The sequence below is a fragment of the Pseudoruegeria sp. HB172150 genome (assembly GCF_013184805.1).
Lineage (GTDB): Bacteria > Pseudomonadota > Alphaproteobacteria > Rhodobacterales > Rhodobacteraceae > Psychromarinibacter.
In genome coordinates, this window is the sequence record NZ_JAATNG010000004.1 from 331540 (window position 1) to 354596 (window position 23057).

Here is a 23057-nt window from a genome sequence, read left to right on the forward strand (position 1 = left end):
CGGGCGCCTGCGGCGCAAGCTTTCTGGCACTTCGTGCGGGTGGGGGCTCTGCCCCCGTCGCTTCGCGACTCCCCCGGGATATTTCCGGCCAGGAGAAGGGGTCAGCCGTAGCGCGCGACGAAGTTCTTCAGGATCTTCTCGGGCGCGTGGACGTCGGCGGCGTCGACCATGGCGTGGAGGCTGTCGGCCTCTTCGGGGGCGAAGTAGCCACGGTGCCTGTAGATGTCGATGCGGATGTGGAAGACCGAGGCGTCTGCCTCGGGGTGGAACTGCGTGGCGTAGACGTTGCTGCCGTGGCGGATCATCTGGAACGGGCAGGGACCGGAGGCGAGGAGGTGGGCGGCGCCGGGCGGCAGGTCCTGGGCCGCTTCCTTGTGGCCGACGAAGGCGTCGAATCTGGCGGGGAGGCCGGCCAGGAGCGGGTCGGTCCCGCCGGCGTCCGTGACCTCGCAGCGGGAGGTGCCGACGGGCTCGCCGTAGCGGGCCTTGGAGACGGTGCCGCCGAGGTGGTGGGCGAGGATGCCGATGCCGTAGCAGCAGCCGAGGAAGGGCAGGTCGCGGGCGGTGATCTCGGGCATCAGCGAGAGGATCGCGGCTTCGATGCGGGCCTCGGCGGGGTCCTTGGTCTCGGGCGGGTCGGAGACGCAGCCGGGGCCGCCGCCGACGATGGTGCCGGCGTAGTCGTCGAGGTTCAGGTCGGCGGGGAGGGGACCGGCGTCGAGGCGGATGCGGCGGGTCTGTGCCTCGGTCAGGCCGCCCTTGTCGAGGAAGGCCTGGTATTCGTTGTCGGAGGCCTCGGTCTCGGGGCGGAGCTGGAGGATCAGGAAGGGCTTCATCAGGCGGGTCCGGGCGGCGGCGGCGTCGGGACCTGATGGCGGATGGGGGCGGGTTGGTCAATGGGCTGGCGGGGCGTCCCCATGGGGACGGGGGGTCAACCCATTGATTTTGTTCATGTTAGCGCAAACCTATGGCTGCGGACGGCCAGCCGGTCGGGTCAGGCCGACCTGCGCGCTGCTTCGTCCCAGTCGTCGTCTTCGGCGTCGTCGCCGCCGAGGGTGAACTGCTCGGTGCTGGCGGACAGGTTTTCCACCTCGCGCTTGAGCGACTGCGTGGCGGCGGTGGTTTCCTGGAACATAGCTGCGTTCTGCTGGGTGACCTGATCGAGCTGGCTGGCGGCGGAGTTGATGTCGTCGAGCCCCTGAGACTGTTCCTGCGCGGCGCTGGCGAGGCCGGCGACCTTGCCGCGGATATCCTCGACATATTGGGCGATCTGTTCCAGCGCGCTGCCGGAAGCGTCGACCAGGCCGACGCCATTCTGGATCAGGCCGGAGGTGGTGCGGATCAGGTCGGCGATCTCCTGCGAGGCCTCGGAGGAGCGCTGTGCGAGCTGCCGGACCTCGGAGGCGACAACGGCGAAGCCGCGGCCGGTCTCGCCGGCGCGGGCAGCCTCGACCCCGGCATTCAGGGCCAGGAGATTGGTCTGGAAAGCCAGCGAGTCGATCACGTCGGTAATGTTCGACACCTTCTTGGAGCTTTCCTCGATCTCGTTCATCGCGGCGACGGCCTTGCGGACGGTGTCGAGCCCGGACCGGGTGCTTTCTTCGGCCGAATTGGCGGTATTGGCGGCGGATTCCGCGCTTTGCGCCGCGGTGCGGACGGATTCGGCCATCTGGTCGAGGGCGGCGGCGGTTTCCTCCAACGTCGCGGCCTGTCGTTCGGTGCGCATGCTCAGGTCGTCGGCACCGGCCTCGATCTGCGAGGCGTCAGAGAGGATGCGGCCTGTGCGCTCGGCGATGCCGGCGATGACGCCGCAGAGCAGGGTCAGCGAATGGTTGAACTCGGATTTCAGCCCTTCGAATTCCGGGGGAACATCCTTGGAGATCCGGATCGAGAGATCGCTGGCCGCCAGCCGGGACATCGCCTGGCGGAAGGCAAGGATGGCATGCTTGGCGCCGGTGATGTCGGTCGCGAATTTCTCGACCCGCGTGACATAGCCGTCGGCATCGACGATCGGGTTGTAGGATGCCTGAATCCAGACTTCGCGCCCGCCCTTGCCGATGCGGCGATACTCTGCCGCCTGGTATTCGCCGTCTCTGAGCTTGTCCCAGAACGCCGCGTATTCGGGGCTGGCCGCCTCTTCCGGGTCGATGAAGATGCTATGATGCTTGCCGATGATCTCGTCCAGCTCATAGCCCATTGCATCGAGGAAGTTCCGGTTCGCCCGCAGGATCGTGCCGTCGGGCTCGAACGCGATGGTTGCCTGCGAGCGGTTCAGCGCCTCGAGCCGGGCGCCGTCGTCGAGGGACTGCTGCTTTGCTTCTGTCACGTCGTTGGCGAATTTGACCACACCCACGACATTTCCCTTTGAATCCGAGATCGGGTTGTAGGTGGCGCGCAGCCAGATCGTGGTGCCGGACTTGCTGTAGCGGCGATAGGCGCCGGACTGGTATTCGCCGCGCGCCAGCGCCTGCCAGAAATCCGCGTATTCCGGAGTGCCCGCCGTCTTCTCGCCGACGAAGATGCTGTGATGCTTTCCCCGGACCTCTTCCAGAGAATAGCCGACCGTATCGAGGAAATTCCTGTTCGCGGTGACGATGGTGCCGTCGGTCCTGAACTCGATCACCGCCTGCGAGCGGTTGATCGCTTCCAGCCGGCTTTTGGAATCGGCGGCATCCTCTGCCTGCTGGGTGACGTCGCGGGCGAATTTCACCACCTTGCGGGTCTGGCCCGCCGCGTCGAGGATCGGCACATAGGAGGCGCGGATCCAGACGGTTCGGCCGGTTTTCGACACGCGGGGATAGACATCGGTGAAGGATTCGCCGGCTTTCAGGCGCGTCCAGAACTCGCGGTAATCCTCGCCTTCGGCGAAGTCCTTTTCGACGAAAATGGCATGTCGCTTGCCGACAATCTCCTGCCGGTCATATCCCATGACCCTGCAGAAATTCTCGTTCGCTTCGAGGATCTCGCCCTCCGGCGTGAACCAGATGACGGCCATATGCGCATTTACCGCGGCGGAAAGATCGTCATTGTCGCTGTTACGCTTGGCATCGGTCCTGAAGGCCATGGGCAGTTGTCCAACCAGGTTCATAGGGTTGGACGCCGTTAGACGTCGATTCGGGTTAAGGATGGCTTTCCGGGGCCGGGGAACCTACAGGCCGAGCTTCTTCCAGTTGCCGTTGGCCTTGCCCGATTTCACGCAGGCCTCGACGAAGGCGACGCCTTCGAGACCGTCGGCGATGCCGGGGAAGGTGACCTCGGGCGGGACCGGTGCGCCGGTGCGGCGCGCCTCGATCGCCGTCGCGGCCTCGGAATAGATGTTGGCGAAGCCTTCGAGATAGCCCTCGGGGTGGCCGCCGGGGGTGCGGGTCAGGCGGTTCGCGGCATCCGTCGATCCGGCGCCGGCGCGGGTGAGCAGGCGCGGCGGTTCGCCCAGCGGGGTGTGCCACAGGCGATTGGGGTTTTCCTGTTCCCACGACAGGCCGCACTTGGTGCCGTAGATTCGCAGGCGCAGGGCATTCTCGTTGCCCGGCGCGACCTGGCTGCACCAGAGCATGCCCTTGGCGCCGCCCTTCCAGCGCAGCATCACGTGGGCGTTGTCGTCGAGCGTGCGGCCTTTGCCGAAGCTGTCGAGATCGGCGGCGAGTTCGTCGAGTTCGAGGCCGGAGACGAAGCGGGCGAGCTGGAACGCGTGGGTGCCGATATCGCCGGTGGCGCCGCCCGCGCCGGAGCGGGCGGGATCGGTGCGCCATTCGGCCTGCTTGTTGCCGGTGGTTTCCAGATCGGTGCTCAGCCAGTCCTGCACGTACTCCACCTGCACCAGCCGGATGTCACCCAGGTCGCCGTTCGCCACCATTTCCCGCGCCTGCCGGATCAGGGGATAGCCGGAATAGTTGTGGGTCAGCACAAACAGCGCGTCGGATTTTTCGCAGACGCGGGCGAGGCGGCGGGCATCGCCCAGCTTTGGCGCCAGCGGCTTGTCGCAGATCACGTGGATGCCGCGGCGGAGGAATTCGATGGCCGGGTCCACATGCATGTGGTTCGGGGTGACGATCGCGACCGCCTCTATCCCGTCCTTCAGCCGGGCCTCGCGGATCGCCATCTGTTTGAAGTCGTCATAGATGCGCTTGGGGTCGAGGCCGAGTTCCGCGCCGGAGGCCTGCGATTTCTCGGGCGTCGAGGAAAGGGCGCCTGCGACCAGCTGATAGCGGCCGTCGAGGCGCGCGGCGATGCGGTGGACGGCGCCGATGAAGGCGCCCTGTCCGCCGCCGACCATGCCGAGGCGGATGGGGCCGGTGCGCGGTGTGTCGTTCGGCATGGTGGTTCCTCCCTGTTCGTATGCCGGGGCCGTTGCCCGGCCTGTCTAATCCCCGAAGGGTTTCACGGCGATGCCGGCGGCTTCAAGGCCGTCGCGGACGGCGCGGGCGAGATCGACCGCTTCGGGGGTGTCGCCGTGGACGCAGATCGTGTCGATGCGGTTTTCGATGCGGTTACCGGTTTCGGTGAGGATCGCGCCCTCGCTGACCATCTTCACGATGCGTTGGGCGGCGTGTTCGGGATCGTGGATCACCGCGCCGGGTTTGGAGCGGTCGACCAGCGTGGCGTCGTCATTATAGGCGCGGTCGGCGAAAATCTCGGCGGCGAACCTGCAGCCGAGCGCCTCGGCGGCGCGCTGCTGGGCGGTGGCGGCGATGACCATGATGGTGATGTCGGGATCGACGGAGAGCGCGGCCTCGTAACAGGCTTTCGCCAGCGCTTCGTCCTCCGAGGTCATGTTGCCGAGGGCGCCGTGGAGTTTCAGGTGGCGGACCTTGGCGCCCGCCGTTGCCGCCATCGCCTGCGCGGCGCCCAGCTGGTAGCGGACCCAGTTGCCGAGGGTGGCGTGGGGCACCTGCATGCGGCGGCGGCCGAAGCCCTGCAGGTCGAGGAAGCCGGGATGGGCGCCGATGCCGACATCGTTCTTCACCGCGAGCGCCACGGTCTTTGCCATCGTGTCGGGGTCGCCGGCGTGGAAGCCGCAGGCGATGTTGGCGGAGCTGATGATCTCCAGCAACGCGGCGTCGTTGCCCATCGGCCAGGGGCCGAAGCTTTCGCCCATGTCGGCGTTGAGGTCGACGGATGCGGTCATTGGTGATCCTCCCCGGCGGTGACGCCGCTGATCAGTTGATAGCCCAGAAGGTCGGGAATGTCGTGCGGGTTGCGGATGAGCGGCCTTGGCGCTTTCGGCAGCTTCGCGAGGTGGTCCCCGTAGCTGCGGAGCGCGGCGAGGGCGTCCTGTCGGGTGATGAACGTAAAGCGGATCGGGTCGCCGGCGCGGGCCTGCGCGACCTTGGGCAGATCGGGGGGGATGACGGTGGCGATGCGGGGATAGCCGCCGGTGGTCTGGCATTCGCTCAGCAGGACGAAGGGCGCGCCATCGCCGGTGGCCTGGATGTCGCCGGGGACGATGATTTCGGACAGGATGTTCAGCTGGTCCTGCGCGGCGAAAGGCGCGCCGTCGAAGCGCATCTTGACGCCCATGCGGTTGCCGCGCGGGTCGCGGGCGAACTCGGTCGCCTCGAAGCGGTCGAGGTCTTCCTTCGAAAAGCGGTCGGTCTGCATCGAGGGGATGACACGGATGGTGCCGCCGGAGAAGCGGTCGTCGATATCCAGCGTCAGGCCGGTTTCGCCGGCGCGGTCCTTGCCGAGCGGCAGGCTGTCGCCGTCCTTCAAAGGATGGCCGAGGCCGGCGGCGAGATGGGCGGACCGGGCGTTCAGCAGCGGCTCGGTGGCGATGCCGCCGCCGAGATGCAGGTAGCCGTAGCTGCCCTTGCGCGCGCCGCCGATGGCCAGGTGCTGACCCGCGCGCAGGCGGTGGCTGGCGTTCCATGTCAGCGCCTCGCCCTCCAGCGTCGCCTGCATCGGCGCGCCGGTCAGGGCGATGCGGGTGTCGGTGTCGACGGTGAAGGTGCCGCCAATGCCGGCCATCTCTATTGCGGCGGTGCCGGGGTCCTGGCCCAGCAGCGCCGCGCCTTCGGCCAGCGCCAGCGTGTCGGCCGCGCCGCCGCGCGAGACGCCATAGCCGAGGAGACCGGGGCGGCCCATGTCCTGCACGGTCACGCCGGGACCGGCGGAAAGAACGGTTAGCGCGGTCATCCTATCGCCTCCGCCGTGGCGCCGCCCTCGGAATCGTCGCGCAGCGTCGGCAGGTCGGCAGCAGGGACGGGGGTGAAGGACACCTCGTCGCCGGGGGTCAGGGGAAACGCGGTCTCTGCCTCGGGCCGGTAGGAGCGGAACGCGGTCTGGCCGATATGGCGCCAGCCGGTCTGGGTAGTCCGGGTGAAGACGATGAGCTGGCGGATCGCGGCAACAAGCGCGCCTTCGGGGACGTTGGGCGACAGTTCCCGGAGGCGGGGGATGTTCCAGTGTTGCGGCAGCTCGCCGAGATAGGCCTGGCCCGGGGCGAATCCGATGGTCAGGACGCGGATGCGGGACGCCGCGATATCCTCGGTGGCCTGTTCGGGGCTGCGCCCGGCGGCCTCGGCGGCCTCCTCGAATTGCGGTCCATGCTCGCCGCCAAGGACGACCGGAATGCGCCAGTGCCTGCGCCCCGGGGGGAGCGGTTCCTGTTTCCAGTCCTTCGCCGCCGCCATTTCCGACAGCCGCGCGGAAAGATCGTCATGCTCCAGCCGCAGCGGGTCGAACCGTAAAAAGGCCGAGGTGAGCGAGGTCGCGGTTTCCTCGACCCCGTCCCAGCCCTGCGCCTCCACCGCGGCGCGGAAGGCGAGCGCGGCGCGGTTCGCTTCCTCGCTCATCCGCTCGCCGAAGGTGACGAGCAGGCCGGTCAGGCCGACATCGCGGATCAGGGGCAGGGAGGTGTCGCTCATGGCGACAGGTTGGCGATGCGAAGGGGCGAGCGCAACCGGGAAGCACGCGCAACACCTTTGCCCTTGAGACGATTGTCCGGTCGGGCGACACTCTTACATGAAGGCCCGAGGACGAACGCCACGAGGAGGGTACGCGATGAAGGTCGGAGACAGGCATTACCGCTCGATCTGGGTCGAGGACGGCGCGGTGAAGATCATCGACCAGCGCTGGCTGCCGCATGAGTTCCGGGTGGTCACGGTGGAAACGCTGGACGAATTCGCCGCCGCGATCCGCGACATGTGGGTGCGGGGCGCGCCGCTGATCGGGGCGACGGCGGGATACGGCGTGGCCTGCGCGATGGCGCGCGACGCGTCCGACGCCAGCCTTGCCGGGACCTGCGAGGTGCTGAACGCGACTCGGCCGACGGCGGTGAACCTGCGCTGGGCGCTGGACGCGATGCGCAACGCGCTGGCGCCGCTGCCGGTGGCGGATCGCGCCAGCGCCGCCTTCGCCAAGGCGGCGGCGATCTGCGACGAGGATGTGGAAATCAACCGGCAGATCGGGCTGCACGGGCTGGAAATCATCAGGGAGATCGCGGCGAAGAAGGACGGTCCGGTGAACGTGCTGACCCATTGCAACGCCGGCTGGATCGCGACGGTGGACTGGGGCACCGCGACCTCGCCGATCTACCAGGCGCACGAGGCGGGGATCCCGGTGCATGTCTTCGTCGACGAGACCCGGCCGCGGAACCAGGGCGCGCAGCTGACCGCGTGGGAGCTGTCGGAACACGGCGTGCCGCATGACCTGATCGTGGACAACGCGGGCGGCCACCTGATGCAGCGCGGCGAGGTGGACCTTGTGATTGTGGGCACTGACCGGACCACCGCGCGCGGAGACGTGTGCAACAAGATCGGCACCTACCTGAAGGCGCTGGCGGCGCATGACAACGGCGTGCCGTTCTACGTGGCGCTGCCCTCGCCGACAATCGACTGGACGATCTCTGACGGGTTCGAGATTCCGATCGAGGAGCGGTCGCCGCTGGAGGTGACGAAGGTGCAGGGCAAGCTGGAGGGCGGCGATACCGGCTGGGTGCAGATCTCTCCCGATGCCAGCCCGGCGCGCAACCCGGCCTTCGACGTCACCCCGGCGCGGCTGGTGACCGGGCTGATCACCGAGCGCGGCGTAGCTGCCGCTTCGCCCGAGGGGCTGGCGGCGCTGTTCCCGGATCTCGCGGCGTAGGCCGGTTCAAAAGCGCGCTGCCGCGCACAGTTATTGTCTCTTGTGGCGGTGCAATACGCTGTCCCGGCCTTCCGCAGGTTGCTGTTGCGGGAGCCTCCGGCGGGGATATTTGCGACCAGAAGAAGCAGGGGATCCGGCCCCCCGCTCCGCTCCCGGTAACAGAGGGCTTTCTCCTGGTGCGGTCATCGGCGTCCCCGCCTGTACCGCAACGCAAACCTCTCAGATCGTGATTAACGATCCGTTGCTTCTTCTGGTCAGAAATATCCCCGCCGGAGGCAATAAGTACTTCTGGCGAAGCGCCGAAGCCGGCGCGCCGGCGGCTCAGCCGCGCAGGCGGGCGAACCAGCCTTTCTTGTTGCCGGCATCGTCGGCGGCTTCGGGTTCCGCCTCTGACGGACCCTCGATGGCATTCTGGAAGCGTTCGAAGAACTGGTCGGCCATCTTCTTGGCGAAGCCGTCGATGACGCGGCTGCCGAGCTGGGCGAGCTTGCCGCCGACCTTGGCCTCGACGTCATAGGTCAGTTTCGTGCCGGTCTCGGTCGGTTCCAGCACCACGTTGGCGCCGCCCTTGGCAAAGCCGGCGGGGCCGCCCTTGCCTTCGCCGGTCAGCGTCAGTTTCTCGGGTTCGACCATTTCCGAGAAGGTGACGGCGCCCTTGAAGGTGGCCTTCACCGGGCCGACCTTCTGCACCACCACGGCCTCGAACCCGTCCGCGGGATTGCCGGTCATTTCCTCGCAGCCGGGGACGCAGGCCTTCAGCACTTCGGGGTCGATCAGCGCGGCCCAGACGGTTTCCGGCGGCGCGGCGATCTCTCGTTCCGAACTCATCTGCATGGGGCTGTCTCCTCTCCGGGGTTGGTGTGCGAGGATATCGCGCCGCGCGGCGGCGGCAAGGTCAGAACACGACGTCGAACAGAAGTTTCAGCGAGATCAGGAACAGCGCGGTCTCGACGAAGGCGAAGAAGATCTTCTCTGGCAGGATCTCGGTCAGCCGGTAGCCGGCCCAGGCGCCGAAGATCGCCGCCGGCGCCAGCCACGCGGTGGCGGAGAGGCTGTGCCAGGTGATCTGGTCGTTGAGGACGTAGGGCGGCACCTTCATCAGGTTGATGATCGCGAAGAGGATCGTGGCGGTGCCGGCAAAGACCATCTTGGGCAGCTTCTGCGGCAGGGTGTAGGCCTGGAACGGCGGGCCACCGGCGTGGGAGATGTAGCTGGTGAACCCGGCGAGCGCGCCCCAGAACAGCCCGCGCGGCACGTCCGCGGGGCGCGGCGGCAGGTGCGGGTTGCGGCGGCGGCGCATCTTGTCGGCGAGGTAGTAGAAGCCGACCAGCGCGACCGCCAGCTTCACCGCGTCGCCGGGCACCACCGCGACGGTGAGATAGCCGAACAGGATGCCGATGGCGGCGGCGGGGATCAGGATATTGAGGTTCCGCGCCGAGTATTCGCGACGGTAGAGCCAGACGCCGTAGACGTCGGAGATGATGTAGACCGGCAGCAGCAGCCCGGCAGCGGCGGCGGGCGGCATGACGAAGGACAGCATCGGCACCGCGAGCAGCGCGACGATCGGCAGCCCGCCCTTCGACATGCCGACGAAGAGCGATCCGAAGGCCGCGAGGATCCAGAAGGTGGTCGTGAATTCCATCCCTGTCCCAATGCCTTGGCGGCGCGGGAAAGGGAAGCGGCTATCGCCGGTCAGGCCCCGGACCAGTCGACGCCTGTGGCTTCGGTGACGGTGAGGGAGCCGTCGGGGTAGGGCTGCATCAGCGTTTTCACCGCCTCGGTGTCGCCGGTCAGCCAGTTTTCGAACTGGTCCGGCTTCAGCAGCACGCCCATGCGGTCGTGGATGTCCTTCACGTCGCCCGAGGGTTCGCAGGTGACGGTGGCGATCTGCGGCAGTTCGATGCCGCCGGGGCCTTTCCAGATGTCGAAGATCGCGGCGAAGGCGAGAAGGCCGCCATCGGCGGGGGCGATGCGCCAGGCGGTCTTGCGGCGTTTCTCGCCGGTCCATTCGTACCAGCCGCTGGCGGGGACGAGGGCGCGGGTGACGCCCTCGAAGGCGGATTTGGAGAACACAGTCTCGGACCGGGCGTTGACGATGGTTTCCATCACCGGGCGGCCACGGGCATTGACGCGGCCGACGGGGATCATGCCCCAGCGCATCGTCGTCAGGGTGCGGTCGGGGCGGCAGACATAGACCTGCTGGCCGGGGGCGATGTTGTAGCGGGGCGGATCGGGCGTGACGGCGCCGGCATCGGCGCCGAAGAAGGCGGCGACGTCATCCAGCGAAGCGGTCAGGAAAAGGCGGCCCGGCATGGCGTGACTGTGCGGCGGCGCGGGTGATGGGCCAAGTGAAAATCACGAACCCCGGCAGAATGGCGCCCGGCCGCGAAGGCCGGGCGCGCATAGATCATTCGGCGAGAATCTTGGCTTTCTGCGCCGCGAATTCGGCGTCGGTGATCACGCCTTTTTCCTTCAGTTCGACCAGCTTTTCGAGCTCGGCCGCCGGAGAAGTGCCCGCAATGTTGCGGATGTAACTGCGCTGCGCGTCTTCCATCGCCTGCATCTGGCGCGCGCTGTTTTCCTGCATCTTGCCACCACGGATGATGATGTAGCAGAGCACGCCGAGCCACGGGATGATGATGACGAAGGCGATCCAGAGTGCCTTGGCGAAGCCGCCGATGTCCTTGGAGCGGAACACGTCCGCCAGGACAGAAATTAGGACCCAGAACCAGGCAACCAGCAGGAACAGCCAGAATATCAGCCAGAACCCGGACCAGATAACGTCAAAAAATCCGACGGTTTCTTCCATTACTTTCTCCCTTCACAAAAGACCCGGCGCTCGAAATTGATTCGCCATTAACTCATCGTTAACCGTAAATTTTGACGTATTCATCAACTTTTCCGCGTCTTTGCCTGCTGCCGTAACGCCCGAATGGGATTAGTTGCCAACGCAATTCTCTCGAACGGAATCGTTGGCGGGCTGCATGGGAACCGGGCTCAGCGCGCGACGGCGAGCCCCCGGTCGTCGAAGAAATGCAGCCTGTCCTCGCGGAACTTCAGCCCGATCTTCTGGCCCGGCTCCACGTCCTCGTCGCCGTGACTGCGGATCGTCATCTGGCCCAGCGGACCGGCATCGACGATGACGTAGCTGTCGGCACCGAGGTATTCCAGAACGTCGACCGTGGCGTCGGCCTGCCCTTCTCCGGGTGCGCCGATGTCGATGTGCTCGGGGCGGATGCCGAGCTTCACAGCACCTTCGCCGCGAGTGTACGCCCCGCCCCGCCCGCCTTCGAGCGTGTAGGATCCGGCGGAGGTGGTGCAGGGGACGATATTCATCGACGGAGAGCCGATGAACTGCGCCACGAACAGGTTCGCCGGGTTTTCGTACAGCTCCTTGGGGGTGCCGACCTGCGCGATGGTGCCGAACTCCAGCACAACGATACGGTCGGCGAGCGTCATCGCCTCGACCTGGTCGTGGGTGACGTAGATCATCGTCGCCTTGAGCTTCTGGTGCAGCTTGGCGATCTCGTAGCGCATCTCGACCCGCAGGGCGGCGTCGAGGTTCGACAGCGGTTCGTCGAACAGGAACGCCGTGGGGTCGCGCACGATGGAGCGGCCGATGGCGACGCGCTGGCGCTGCCCGCCCGACAGCGCCTTGGGCCGGCGGTCGAGGTAAGGCTCCAGCTTCAGCACCTCGGCGGCGCGGTTCACCTTTTCCTCGATCTCTGCCTTAGGCGCGCCGGAGGTCTTCAGAGAGAAGCCCATGTTGTCGCGCACCGACATGTGCGGGTAAAGCGCGTAGGACTGGAACACCATAGTCAGGCCACGCTGATAGGGCGGCTGGTCGGTCACGTCCTTTCCGTCCAGCACGATGGCGCCGCGCGAGGTTTCCTCGAGCCCGCCGATCATCCGCAGCAGGGTCGACTTGCCGCAGCCGGAAGGGCCGACGAAGACAATGAATTCGCCATCGCTGATATCAAGGTCGATGCCCTTGATGACCTGCAGATCGCCGAACCATTTCTCGACCGATTTCAGCTCTATGCTGCCCATGCGGTCCTCCCTGTTTCCGGTGACGCCCAGGCCAGCCAGACGGCGGCCGTCCAGGTAAAGTTGCGCCCGCCCGCGGGTGCGCCGTCACGCGGGTCGAAATATTCGGCAAAGCCGTTCGTGCCGATCATGTCGCGGGTCTTTTCGGTGAGCGCCTGCGCGTGGGCGGCGTGCCCCGCTTCGCCCAGCCCGGTGGCGATCAGCATGTTCAGCATCGCCCAGACCGGCCCGCGCCAGTAACGTTTCGGTTCGTATTTCGGATGCGCCGGGTCGGTCGACGGCACCTGATAGCGGGTCAGCCCGGCGATGCGGTCGAGATGCGTCAGCATCCGGTCGCCGCCGACGCCGGCATACCAGGTGAGGAAGGAGGCGTTCGAGATGACGCCGGTATGCGTGCCCGCCCGTTCGTCATAGCAGTCGTAGGCTTCAATGTCCGGGTTCCACAACCGTTCGGATCCGGCCTCCATCGCGGCGATCCAGTTGCGGATTTCGGAGGTGTCCTCGCCCCATCGCTCCGCCATGGCGAGAAGGTCGCGGGTGGAGCGCAGCAGAGTGAAGGTCATCGTCGGATCGGCGACGCGGAACGGCGTGTTGTCGCGCAGCCAGGCTTCGTCCCAGCCGCATTCGGCGCCCAGCTTCACCAGATAAAGGTAACGGTCGTATTCCCACTGGTTCGGGCGTTCGGCGGCCTCGACCTCGCTGGTGTCGCGGCGCTTGTAGGCCGCGATGCCGGTGGGTTCGAAGGCGGCCAGCGCCCCGTCCCAGTCGGGGCAGTTGTCGCGACCGGTTTCCCACGGGTGGGTGACGACGATAGCGCCGCCTTCGCAGCGCCAGGTCATGAACCAGCGGTGCCAGTTCTTCAGCGGTTCGAACAGCGCCCTGGCGCGGGCTTCCTGTGTGGGGTCGTGGTCCAGCAGCCAGCGGATGAAGGTGGCGGCGATGGGTGGCTGCGAGATACCGGAGGACTGTATCGGCCCGGTGCCGCCCCAGATGTCGGGGTTCGGGAAATAGCCGGGATCGACCTTGTGGAACAGGATATGCGGCACCATGCCGTTCGGCCACTGGCCGGAGAACAGGGTCTCGATCTCGGTCCAGGCGCGGTTCATGTCATGCTCGGCAAAGCCGAGAGCGGCAAAGACGCTGTCCCAGTTCCACTGGTAGGGATAAAGGCCGTCGGTCGGCACGGTATAGCCGCCGCGGTCGTTCTGCGCGAGGATGGCGCGGGCTTCTTCGTCTCTTGTCATCGTCATCCCTTGACCGCCCCGGCGGTCAGGCCCCGCGTCATGAATTTCTCCAGCCCCAGGAACAGGACCATGATCGGCACCGTCGCGATCACCGCGCCCGCCATCAGGTGCTGGCGCGGGATTTCCGACGAGTTCAGCATCGCGACCCCGCGCGTCAGTGTGAATTTCGACGGATCGTCCAGCAGCATGAAGGCCAGCAGGAACTCGTTCCAGGCGATCATGAAGACATAGAGCGAGACCGAGGCGAGCGCCGGCAGCGACAGTGGCAGCGTGATCTTCCAGATCACCCTGAGCCGGGTCAGGCCGTCCATCAGTCCGGCTTCTTCCACCTCGGCCGGGAGCCCCCGGAAATAGCCCTGCAGCATGTAAAGCGCGACGGGGATCGTGGTGACCGGGTAGATCACGATGATGCCGAAGATCGTGTTGCGAAGGCCCAGCATCGAGAAGGCGATGTAGATCGGCAGCGCCAGCACGATCATCGGCACCATGTAGATCAGGAGGATCGAGCGCGAGAAGGCGGTGCGGCCCGAGAAGCGCAGGCGCGCCACGGCATAGGCGCCGGGGACCGAGAAGAGCAGGGTGATCAGCACCGTCAGGACCGAGACATAAGTGGAGGTCCAGAGGTAGGAGCCGAAGTTGAACTGGGCGAAAAGCTCGACGTAGCTGGAGAAGAGGTCCAGCCCGCGGCTGAGGTCGATGGAGAAATCCAGCGGGTTCTGCACCAGCTGCTGCTGGTTCTTCAGGCTGGTCATCACCATCACGTAGAACGGGATCGCGACGATGGCGGTGAAGATCACGTAGCCGGTACCGGTCAGGAAGCGGATCACGGCATGTTCGAAGATATGCCGCGTCAGGGCGCCGGGCGGCATGTCCTGCAGCATCAGGCGCACCGGCCAGATCGTGCCCGCCGCCAGCAGCAGGCCGCAGATGACCGCCGTGACGGTGCTGGTGCCGGCGCCGACGATGAGCGGGCCGACCCCGATCAGCGTGGCCCCGACGAGGAGCAGCGCTGCCAGCGCCGGTCCGGCGATCCCGGCGGCGCGCATCGTGGCGGGCCAGAGCAGCGCGCCCCAGACGAGGCTGAGCAGAAGGTTGGGGCGGAACGCCTGACCGGTCGCGAAGGACATCGCGACGGCGATGGTGAAGCCTGCGACGATCATCCAGAGCGCGCCGATGACGGGGCCGGTGATGTAGCCGTAGCGGAGGAACTTCATGCCGGTCCCCTGCTTCTTCTGGTCAAAAATATCCCGGGGTGCGCGAGGGGCTGGCCCCTCGCTCCCGCACGTGCCGTTTGCACCGCGCTCACAGCCCTTCCTCCCGGCTGACGTATTTCAGGAAGAAGATCGAGAATACCAGCAGCACGCAGAAGATCACCACCGCCACTGCGGCACCGGCGCCGATATTGCCCACGGCGAAGGCCTGCTCGTAGACGCTGACGGTCAGCGTCCGGGTTCCGGCGCTGCCGCCGGTCAGCAGGAAGATGTCGTCGAACTTGTTGAAGGTCCAGATGAAGCGCAGCAGGAACAGCACCGACAGGATACCCAGAAGCTGCGGCAGCGACAGGAACCAGAACTGCTGGAAGGGCGAGGCGCCGTCCATGTCGGCGGCCTCGTACATGTCGGTGTCGATCGACTGCATTCGCGCGAGGATGAACAGGAAGGACAGCGGAAAGTAGCGCCAGACCTCGAACACTGTCACCATGATCAGCGCCAGCGGGCGCTGGCCGAAGAAGTTTATCGGCTGGTCGATGATCCCCATCTGCACCAGAAGCGCGTTGGCAGAGCCCGAGAACGGGTCGAACAGCGTCACCCAGGTGAAGGCCACCGCGATCACCGGCGCCACGTAGGGGAACAGGTACAGGCCACGCAGAAAGCCCTGGCCCTTGAACGACTTGTTCAGCAGCATCGCCGCAAAGAGGCCCACGACCAGAGCGCCGACGGTGCCGAAGACGGTGTAGAACACCGTCGCCCAGAGCACGGTAAAGAACTCGTCGCTGTCGAAGATGCGGACAAAGTTGTCGAGGGTGAACTGGCCGTTGATCAGGATGTTGTCGGAACTGCCGGTCATCACCGGCTCGCTTTCGTCGGCATCGATGCCGTTTTCGAAATAGGCCGCTTCCACGGTCGCCGGGATCTCGACCTCCTCGCGCTGGCCGCCTTCGAGATCGCCGAAATCGCAGGTCAGCGTGGCGTCGTCGAGGCTGCAGCGCGGGTCCAGTTCGCCCAGAACCAGCCCTTCGGGAATGGTATCTGTAAGCGTCACGCCGAGGATTGGCTTGTCCTGCGATGAATTGCGCAGGCGGTATTGCAGGTCCGCCGGGTCGCCGGGCGCTTCCGGGCGGCCGCGCAGCGATTCTCGCACCACCGGCGCGGGCGGGCGCAGGTCGGCCAGACCGATGGGTTTAAAGCTGATCCAGAAGATCGACAGGAGCGGCAGGACGACCACCAGCGAGACGCTGAGGATCGTCGGCAGCAGTAGGCCCCAGGCAAGCCGGGCCTCGCGCCGGGCAAGGGGGCCCGTGGTCTTCGGAGGGGTCGCGGTACTCATGCGTCCGTCGGTGAAAAGGCCCTTTCCGCGCCGCGGAATGGGCCGATCCGATTACTCGATGGTGGCGAGTTCGTCGTTCATTTCGGCAACCGCGGCGGCGGCGTCGATCTGACCGTCGATATACTCACGCACGACCCGGTTGATCACCTGGCTGTTGATGAGCTTGGAGGCGAGCGCAAGCTGGCCCTCTTCCACGCCCCAGCGCTGGGCAACGTCGAGACCGCCGACGATCTCGTCGATCATGTCCTGGGAATAAAGCTCCCCCAGCGGCGCCTTGCGGTCGACGCCGACTGGCAGGGTGGCCCAGAGATCGACGAACTCGCTCGGATTCTCGGCCGTGCCGCGGCGTACCGGGAACTTGCCCTCGGGCGCGATCGCCAGCGTGCTTTCATAGCCCTCGCCCATCGAATACTCGACGAACTGGATCGCCTCGTCGTAATTCGCGTCGGCGGTAATGCCGAACAGGTTGGTCGAGGACCACGCGGCGCCGTCGGGGTTCGACGGGCCGGCGAAGTTGGTCACGATGCCGGTTTTCGACGCCAGTTCCGGCGAGGTCGGGTCGTCGTTGATCGTGGGCGGTGCGCTGTCGCGCAGGCCGGCCAGTTCATCAAGGATGAAGGGCGACCAGATGATCATCGCCGCCTGTCCGCCGAAGTACAGCGTCCGCGACTGGTCCCAGTACAGTTCGCCCGGCGGCGAGGCTTCGGCCAGGGCCTTGTAGAATTCCAGCACCTCGACGGTCGCCGCCTCGTCGAAGCCCTTGAAGCCGCTGTCATCCACCGGGGTCACGCCGTTGGCGAGGAAGACATGCTCCAGCACCTGGCTCATGAACGCCTCGTCCACCTTGGTGGCGGCGACGAAGCCGAACATGTCGGGCGGGTTGTGCAGCGCCTCGATGGCGGCGAGCACGTTGGCATAGGTCGAGGGCGGTTCCAGCCCGGCCTCTTCGAACAGGTCCTTGCGGTAGACGATCATCTGGGTCCAGCCGTCGGCGGGTACGCTGGCCCAGCCGTCGTCGGTTTCGACCATCCTGAGCGTGCCGGAGGCAAAGGTATCGGCGCCGAGCGCCTCGATCACCTCTGTCGCGGCGTCGGCGTCGAGGATGCCGGCCTCGACCCAGGGCAGGGCCTGCGACAGCGGGTGGTAGATCACGTCGGGCAGGTCGCCGGCGGCGAAGGCGGCAGTGGCGCGGGTGCCGATCTCGGATTCGGTGACCGGGATGACCTCGACCGCGATGCCGCTTTCGGCCTCGAAGGCCTCGGCCATCTGCTGTTGCCGTTCCAGCCGCTCCGGCTGCTCTTCGGTGGTCCAGAAGCGGATGTCGGCAAGCGAAGCGGTGGCCGACAGCGCCAGCACCATCGCTCCGCCGGCCATCAGCCGGGCGGTTCTGCTGGTTGCGAAAGTCATGATCTTTCTCCCTGATCGTCTTTGGTGTCTCATTTCGCGGGGCCGCCTGACGGGCCCGGGGAACCGGGCCAGCTCCGCGCGGCGTATTCGCCGACAGGTGCCGGCGCGCATTTCGAATGGCGCGGAAAAAGCAATGGCGACATCTCCTCCCGCGGGTATCTTGGGCCGGTCAAAGCGGTTTGGGCAAGCGCTTTTTTCTGCCTGTAGTAGCGTCGCATGCAGTTCGCTCATGTTTCTGCGCTGCGGCGTAAGCGGCTGAAATGGCTGGAAATGCGTGGTTGGACCGGTCCGGTTGCCACCGGTCGCGGGATGCCGCGACCGAGCCCGTGGCATTTGGTCCGACCGGCGCCGTGCCGCCCGGGAATCCGGAAGGCTTTTCCGGCCGTTGCGACGGGTCCGACTGCCTGTTTTCGCGCCGTTCAGCGGGCGCGCAGGACCTGCAGAAGATTGGCCGCGGCAAACAGGATCGCCGCGACGCAGACGATGGTCGGGCCGGTCGGCGTGTCGAAGACATAGGCCGCCCGCAGCCCGCCAAGCGCCGCCGCACCGCCAATGCCGGCGGCAAGCAGTGCCATGCGTTCGGGTGTGATGGCGAAGTGGCGCGCGGTGGCCGCGGGAATCAGCAGGAGCGCCGCGATCAGCAGCACGCCGACCACCTTGATCGCCACAGCAACGACCAGCGCCAGCGCGATGGTCAGCACGAACTGCTCACGTTTCGGGTCGATGCCCGACGCCTGCGCAAGGTCGGGGTTCAGCGTTGCGGTCAACAGCGCCGACCAGCGCCAGCCGATCAGCGCGAGGACCAGCAGGGTGCCGCCCCAGATCACCGCGAGGTCGGTTTTGCCGACCGCCAGGATGTCGCCGAACAGGTAGGCCATCAGGTCGATGCGGATGCCTTCGAGAAACGACACCGCGACCAGCCCGAATGCGAGCGCGGAATGCGCCATCACGCCCAGAAGCGTGTCCATCGACTGGCCCCGGTTGGCAAGGAACGTGACGGACATCGCCATGGTCAGCGCGATGAACAGAACGCCGGCGAAAATGGGCAGGTCGAAGGCCAGCGCCAGCGCGACGCCAAGGATCGCGGCATGCGCCGTGGCATCGCCGAAATAGGCCATTCGCCGCCAGACGACGAAGCAGCCCAGTGGGGCCGCAGCCACGGCCACGCCCAGACCCGCCAGAGCCGCGCGGGTCAGGAAGCTGTCCAGCAGGTTCATTCGGCGTGCTCGTGCGGATGCGGGTGGTCGTGCTCGTGCGAATGGCTGTGTTCGTGCCGGTAAAGCGCCAGCGCGCCCTGGGTGCCGGTACCGAACAGCGCCCGGTATTCGGGGGCGGAGGCGACATGCTCGGGCTCGCCTTGACAGCAGATGTGACCGTTAAGGCAGATCACCCGGTCCGAGGCCGCCATCACCACGTGCAATTCATGGCTGACCATCAGCACGGCACAGCCGAGATCGCGGCGCACAGTTTCGATCTGCCGGTAGAAATCGGCGGAAGCGGGCTGGTCCATGCCCTGTGTCGCCTCGTCGAGGATCAGAACCTCGGGCCGTGCCAGCAGCGCGCGGGCCAGCAGCACGCGCTGGAACTGGCCGCCGGAAAGGTCCGTCATCTGGCGCTTGCCCAGATCGCCGACGCCGGCCTCGTGCAGGGCCATATGCGCCTCGTCATCGGTGACGTGTTTCGGCAGGCCAAGGAACCGGCGCACGGTCATCGGCAGGGTCGGATCGATATGCAGGCGCTGCGGTACGTAGCCGATGCGCAGCCCCGGTTTCAGCGCGACCATTCCCGCCGAGGGCTGAACCGCGCCGATGATCGCGCGCAACAGGGTCGACTTGCCAGACCCGTTGGGGCCGACGATGGTCACGATCTCTCCGGGCTCGAGTGCGAAGGTGACGTCGTGCAGGACGGTTCGCCCGCCCAGACGCACTGCCAGGCCGCGAATGTCGATCAGGCTCACGCCGCCTCCTGGCAATTCGGGCAGACGCCTTCGGCCTCGACCACGGCACGTTCGATCCGGAAGCCGACCTCTTTCGCGGCCTTGCCGAGCATGCCGCGGGCCGGGGCGGCCGTCGCCTCGGCAACGCTGCCGCAGATGCGGCAGATCAGGAAGGCGGGCGAATGCCCCTCGCTTGGATGCGAGCAGGCGACGAAGGCATTCAGCCGCTCGATCTTGTGGGCGAAGCCGTTCGAGGTTAGGAAGTCGAGGGCGCGATAGGCAATGGGCGGCTGCGAGCCGAGCCCCTCCTCACGCAGGATGTCGAGGATCTCGTAGGCGCCGAGCGCGCGATGCTTTTCCAGCAGGATTTCCAGCACCCGACGCCGCGCCGGAGTGAACTGCAGCCCCTGCTCGGCACAAAATGCTTCCGCCGCGGCAACCCCGTCATGCATACAGGCCTTGTGGTCGTGCCGTTCGAATCCGATTGTATCCATGGTACTCGCTTTCTCGGCAATTCACGCTTGATATGTGATATTGTAACACATATCAAGTGCTCTGGACTATCACTCTATGGGGAAAGCAATGTTGAGGAAATGGTTATTCGGCACGGTATTTTCCAGCCTTGCGGGCGCTGCGGCGGCCGAGGTGCCGAAGGTTGCGACCGACATACCCCCGGTCCATGCGCTGGTGTCCCGGGTGATGGACGGTGCTGGCGAGCCATTGCTAATCCTGCCGGTCGGTGCTTCGCCGCATGTCTACGCGATGCGCCCGTCCGAAGCGGCCGCGCTGGAAGGGTCGGACGTCGTGTTCTGGGTGGGCGAAGAGCTGACGCCGTGGCTGACTGGCGCGCTTTCCACCCTTGCCGGCGATGCGCTGACCGTGCCGCTGCTACAGGCCGAGGGGGTGGAGCGGCGGCCCTACCGCTGGGGCGGTGAAGCAGACGACGGCCACGGACACAGCCACGCGGCCGGCGCGACCGACCCGCATGCCTGGTTCGACCCGGAAGCCGCGCGGGTGTGGCTGGGCGTTATCGCCGAAACGCTGGCGGACGCTGACCCGGAGAATGCCGCGCTGTATGCCGCGAATGCCGAGGCGGCGCAGGCAGACTTGGATGACCTGATCACAGAGCTGTCCGGCACCCTTGCCGGTGCCTCCGAGGCCGACTTGATCGTCTATCACGACGCCTTGCAGTATTTCGAACCCCGGTTCGGCCTGACCGCCATCGGCGCGATGACCAACGGCGAAGCCGCCCCCGGACCGCGCCAGTTGCAGGCGCTGCGAGAGCTTGCCGCCGGCACGCCGCATGCCTGCATCGTGATGGAACCCATCGCCACGCCCGGGCTGGGCCAGGCCGTGGCCGAAGGCAGCGGCGCGAAGATCGTTGAGATCGACACGATGGGCCGGGAACTGACCGCCGGTCCGGGGTATTACGGCGACCTCATGCGTTCTATCGCGGGCGGGCTGGCCGGCTGTTCCTGAGCTCAGACGACGAGTTGCCAGCCCACCAGCGCCGCGCCGCCCATGACGCCGAAGGCGATGGCCGAGATCAGGCCGTCGCGCACCAGCAGCGACAGCGAGAACAGCACCACGGCACTGCCGAGGATCGACGAGGTGAAGGGCAGCAGTTCAAGGAACGGCATCGCCAGCCCGCAGAGCATGCAGGCGGCCTCGGTGATCCAGTTGAACGGGCGGCGGACAAGGAAACTCAGCCGCTCGCGTGAATGCCGGTCGAGGAAGCCAGCAGGCTTGCGCAGCCAGCCCGTGGCCGATTTCAGGGCCTTGGCCTGAACCTGGCGTCGCATCAGGAAATCCGGCAGCCAGACGTGATCGCGGTTCAGCAGAAGCTGGATCGCCACCAGCGCGATGGTCAGCCCGCAGATCGACGAGAACAGCGGAATGCCCGACAGCGGCGATACCACCGCCAGCGCCGGCGCCATCATGACCGGCAGGAACGACGCCTCACCCAGTGCCGAGACCACCTCTCGCACGGTGACATGCTCGCCTTCAGCGGCGCTTTGCATCCGGTCGACCACGTCCGTAACCGACTGGATGTTGCCTGCCTCGTTCTGCATCGTGAGGTCTGCCATTCGTACTCCCGGCACGTGCCGACATATAAACCAGCATATCGAAATGGGGCAGGGGTGCCGATTTGCAAGACCGCGCAACGGCCGCGATGGGCGGCGGATCGCCTATGGGCTGGCGCGGTGCGTTGCGTCCGTGGGGTTATTCGAACGTCACCCAGAGCGGCCAGTGATCCGACCCGGTGGCGGCCTCGTCCACCGTCACCTCGCGAACCCGGTCGGCGAGGTCGCCCGAGATGAAGCAATGGTCGATGCGGCCGCCGGCCAGCGGATGCGTCCTGCCCGCATCCTCTGCATGGCCCGCCACGACCCACGCATCGAGCGGGCCCATGCGGTTGCTCATGCGTCCATAGCGGTCCGACACACCGCCGATCATGCGGGCGTATTCCTCGGTCGACGGCAGGAAGTTGAAGTCGCCCATCAGGATCCACGACACCGGCATCGGCGGCTCGTCTTCCTCTGTCCAGCCCGCCGAAGGATCGGGATTGCCACCGCACCATGCGCCGCCTTCGTAGGGGGCCGCGTCCAGGATCTCCCGGATGCGGTCGACCTGGGGCAGGCGGGTGAAGGGGGCGAGGTGGCTGAGACGCACGGAATAAACGCGCACCGGCCCCAGCGGCGTGCCGATGACCGCCTCCTGCAGGCCCTGCTGGATCGAGTAATGCTCGCGTTCGCCCCATTTCGGCAGCGGGAAGTTCCGTGCCGACAGGATCGGCCAGCGCGACAGGATCATCGTGCCGAACTGCTTGCGCCGGTGGACGATGCGGCCGCCTTCTTCGTAGCTGGCATCCGTGTCCAGATTGGCGGCGAAGACGCAGTGATGGTGCGGAAGGTGCTCTGCCAGAACGGCAGGTCCGTCCACCATGCCGGACCGCTGCCAGAACCGCTCCACCTCCTGCAGGGCGATGATGTCGGCGCTTTCGACCTCTGCCGCGATGCGGGCGTAGTCATAGCGGCCGTCGGCCCCGAGCCCGTACTGGATGTTGTAGCTGACACATTTCATTTGACGCGTTCCCTTCGGATCCGGTCGGCCAGATCCGGATAGTCGATGTTAAGGTAATCCACCCCCGACTGGATCGCATCGCGAAAGGCGGGCAGATCCAGCTTGGGCGTGTAGACCATTATCTCCAGCCCCGCCTTGCGGGTCCGGAACAGGCGTTCGGGCGAGGCGTCGGGCACGTCGAAGGAGATGCCGGAATAGCCGAGCTGTGCCGCGTCGGGGATCGCGTCGAGATCGCGCCAGTTCACCAGCATCTTCAGCCACGGCGCGGCCTCGGTCAGCGCCCTGCGGATGGCGGCGTCGAAGGAAAACCCCATGCAGCGGTCGCGCAGGCCGGCCTGGGTGATCGACCGGGCGACGGCGCCCGCATCGGCCTGCTTCACCTCGACGAAGAAATCCACCTTGTCCCGCAGCGCGTCGAAGAAGTCGTCGAGCCGGGGCAGGCGTTCGCCGACGAATTTCGGGCCGTGCCACGATCCCGCGTCCAGCCGGTCCAGATCGGCGCTGTCGGCGCGGGAAATGGCGCCGGCGCCGTCGGTGGTGCGGTCGAGCGTCGGGTCGTGCAGGACATAAAGCACGCCATCGCGCGACTGCCGCACGTCCAGTTCGATGATGTCACCCCCAAGCGCGGCCGCGGCGAGGCCGGAGGCGATGGTGTTTTCCGGCGCCTGACGGCTGGCGCCGCGATGGCAGACGATACGCGTCTTCATGGC

Annotated in this window: 23 protein-coding genes; 2 read left to right on the forward strand and 21 right to left on the reverse strand. The window is 66.5% G+C overall.

Features of this window, described 5'->3' with window-relative positions:
- Nucleotides 1-101 precede the first annotated feature (101 nt).
- The 6 genes from HCO70_RS18440 to HCO70_RS18465 form a co-directional block, all read right to left on the reverse strand.
- Nucleotides 102-836, reverse strand: coding sequence for a glutamine amidotransferase (locus HCO70_RS18440; protein ID WP_172298886.1), 735 nt, complete (start codon nucleotides 834-836; stop codon nucleotides 102-104).
- A 158-nt stretch (nucleotides 837-994) separates the two neighbouring features.
- The gene (locus HCO70_RS18445; RefSeq protein WP_172298888.1) at nucleotides 995-3064 is read right to left on the reverse strand and encodes a PAS domain-containing methyl-accepting chemotaxis protein; all 2070 of its coding nucleotides are present in this window, start codon (nucleotides 3062-3064) and stop codon (nucleotides 995-997) included.
- A gap of 84 nt (nucleotides 3065-3148) precedes the next feature.
- Nucleotides 3149-4315 (reverse strand): Gfo/Idh/MocA family protein, encoded by a 1167-nt coding sequence (locus HCO70_RS18450; RefSeq protein WP_172298890.1) that lies wholly within the window; start codon nucleotides 4313-4315, stop codon nucleotides 3149-3151.
- A gap of 45 nt (nucleotides 4316-4360) precedes the next feature.
- Nucleotides 4361-5125, reverse strand: a complete 765-nt coding sequence (locus HCO70_RS18455; protein ID WP_172298892.1) for a LamB/YcsF family protein — start codon at nucleotides 5123-5125, stop codon at nucleotides 4361-4363.
- A complete protein-coding gene (locus HCO70_RS18460) occupies nucleotides 5122-6132 on the reverse strand; it encodes a biotin-dependent carboxyltransferase family protein (RefSeq protein WP_172298894.1) in 1011 nt (336 codons plus the stop codon). The genes HCO70_RS18455 and HCO70_RS18460 overlap by 4 nt, the downstream gene beginning before the upstream one ends.
- The gene (locus HCO70_RS18465; RefSeq protein WP_172298896.1) at nucleotides 6129-6863 is read right to left on the reverse strand and encodes an allophanate hydrolase subunit 1; all 735 of its coding nucleotides are present in this window, start codon (nucleotides 6861-6863) and stop codon (nucleotides 6129-6131) included. Before HCO70_RS18465 ends, HCO70_RS18460 begins: the two co-directional genes overlap by 4 nt.
- 136 nt (nucleotides 6864-6999) lie before the next feature.
- On the opposite strand from HCO70_RS18465, the gene mtnA reads away from it, so the two are divergent.
- Nucleotides 7000-8082, forward strand: a complete 1083-nt coding sequence (gene mtnA / locus HCO70_RS18470) for an S-methyl-5-thioribose-1-phosphate isomerase (protein ID WP_172298898.1) — start codon at nucleotides 7000-7002, stop codon at nucleotides 8080-8082.
- 321 nt (nucleotides 8083-8403) lie between these two features.
- Here the strand turns inward: mtnA and HCO70_RS18475 are convergent, their stop codons facing one another.
- From HCO70_RS18475 to HCO70_RS18530, 12 genes are all read right to left on the reverse strand, one after another.
- Complete coding sequence (locus HCO70_RS18475) at nucleotides 8404-8916, reverse strand: CoxG family protein (RefSeq protein ID WP_172298900.1); 513 nt, start codon at nucleotides 8914-8916, stop codon at nucleotides 8404-8406.
- A 61-nt stretch (nucleotides 8917-8977) separates the two neighbouring features.
- The gene (locus HCO70_RS18480) at nucleotides 8978-9724 is read right to left on the reverse strand and encodes a sulfite exporter TauE/SafE family protein (RefSeq protein WP_172298902.1); all 747 of its coding nucleotides are present in this window, start codon (nucleotides 9722-9724) and stop codon (nucleotides 8978-8980) included.
- A 50-nt stretch (nucleotides 9725-9774) separates the two neighbouring features.
- Nucleotides 9775-10395 (reverse strand): SOS response-associated peptidase, encoded by a 621-nt coding sequence (locus HCO70_RS18485; protein ID WP_172298904.1) that lies wholly within the window; start codon nucleotides 10393-10395, stop codon nucleotides 9775-9777.
- Between the two features lie 94 nt (nucleotides 10396-10489).
- Nucleotides 10490-10891, reverse strand: coding sequence for an SHOCT domain-containing protein (locus HCO70_RS18490; protein ID WP_172298906.1), 402 nt, complete (start codon nucleotides 10889-10891; stop codon nucleotides 10490-10492).
- Between the two features lie 188 nt (nucleotides 10892-11079).
- Entirely contained in the window at nucleotides 11080-12132 is a 1053-nt protein-coding gene (locus HCO70_RS18495) for an ABC transporter ATP-binding protein (protein WP_172298908.1), read from the reverse strand.
- Nucleotides 12120-13379, reverse strand: coding sequence for a hypothetical protein (locus tag HCO70_RS18500; RefSeq protein WP_253913360.1), 1260 nt, complete (start codon nucleotides 13377-13379; stop codon nucleotides 12120-12122). Before HCO70_RS18500 ends, HCO70_RS18495 begins: the two co-directional genes overlap by 13 nt.
- Nucleotides 13376-14587, reverse strand: a complete 1212-nt coding sequence (locus HCO70_RS18505) for a carbohydrate ABC transporter permease (RefSeq protein WP_172298910.1) — start codon at nucleotides 14585-14587, stop codon at nucleotides 13376-13378. Before HCO70_RS18505 ends, HCO70_RS18500 begins: the two co-directional genes overlap by 4 nt.
- Nucleotides 14588-14675: 88 nt before the next feature.
- Entirely contained in the window at nucleotides 14676-15920 is a 1245-nt protein-coding gene (locus tag HCO70_RS18510; RefSeq protein ID WP_172298912.1) for a sugar ABC transporter permease, read from the reverse strand.
- A 51-nt stretch (nucleotides 15921-15971) separates the two neighbouring features.
- On the reverse strand, nucleotides 15972-17327 hold the full coding sequence (locus tag HCO70_RS18515) for an ABC transporter substrate-binding protein (RefSeq protein WP_172298914.1): 1356 nt from the start codon (nucleotides 17325-17327) through the stop codon (nucleotides 15972-15974).
- Nucleotides 17328-17746: 419 nt separating this feature from the next.
- On the reverse strand, nucleotides 17747-18544 hold the full coding sequence (locus tag HCO70_RS18520) for a metal ABC transporter permease (protein ID WP_172298916.1): 798 nt from the start codon (nucleotides 18542-18544) through the stop codon (nucleotides 17747-17749).
- Nucleotides 18541-19284, reverse strand: coding sequence for an ATP-binding cassette domain-containing protein (locus HCO70_RS18525; protein ID WP_172298918.1), 744 nt, complete (start codon nucleotides 19282-19284; stop codon nucleotides 18541-18543). Before HCO70_RS18525 ends, HCO70_RS18520 begins: the two co-directional genes overlap by 4 nt.
- Nucleotides 19281-19757, reverse strand: a complete 477-nt coding sequence (locus HCO70_RS18530) for a transcriptional repressor (protein WP_172298920.1) — start codon at nucleotides 19755-19757, stop codon at nucleotides 19281-19283. Before HCO70_RS18530 ends, HCO70_RS18525 begins: the two co-directional genes overlap by 4 nt.
- 88 nt (nucleotides 19758-19845) lie before the next feature.
- Between HCO70_RS18530 and HCO70_RS18535 the strand changes: the two genes are divergently transcribed.
- Nucleotides 19846-20742 carry a zinc ABC transporter substrate-binding protein gene (locus HCO70_RS18535; protein WP_253913361.1) on the forward strand — a complete coding sequence of 299 codons (897 nt, stop codon included), beginning with the start codon at nucleotides 19846-19848 and terminating at the stop codon, nucleotides 20740-20742.
- A gap of 2 nt (nucleotides 20743-20744) precedes the next feature.
- Here the strand turns inward: HCO70_RS18535 and HCO70_RS18540 are convergent, their stop codons facing one another.
- The 3 genes from HCO70_RS18540 to HCO70_RS18550 form a co-directional block, all read right to left on the reverse strand.
- Nucleotides 20745-21350: an exopolysaccharide biosynthesis protein gene (locus HCO70_RS18540; RefSeq protein WP_253913362.1), complete on the reverse strand. Its 606-nt coding sequence runs from the start codon at nucleotides 21348-21350 to the stop codon at nucleotides 20745-20747.
- 136 nt (nucleotides 21351-21486) lie between these two features.
- Entirely contained in the window at nucleotides 21487-22347 is an 861-nt protein-coding gene (locus HCO70_RS18545; RefSeq protein ID WP_172298924.1) for an endonuclease/exonuclease/phosphatase family protein, read from the reverse strand.
- Complete coding sequence (locus tag HCO70_RS18550) at nucleotides 22344-23054, reverse strand: glycerophosphodiester phosphodiesterase family protein (RefSeq protein ID WP_172298926.1); 711 nt, start codon at nucleotides 23052-23054, stop codon at nucleotides 22344-22346. The genes HCO70_RS18545 and HCO70_RS18550 overlap by 4 nt, the downstream gene beginning before the upstream one ends.
- Nucleotides 23055-23057: the final 3 nt, after the last annotated feature.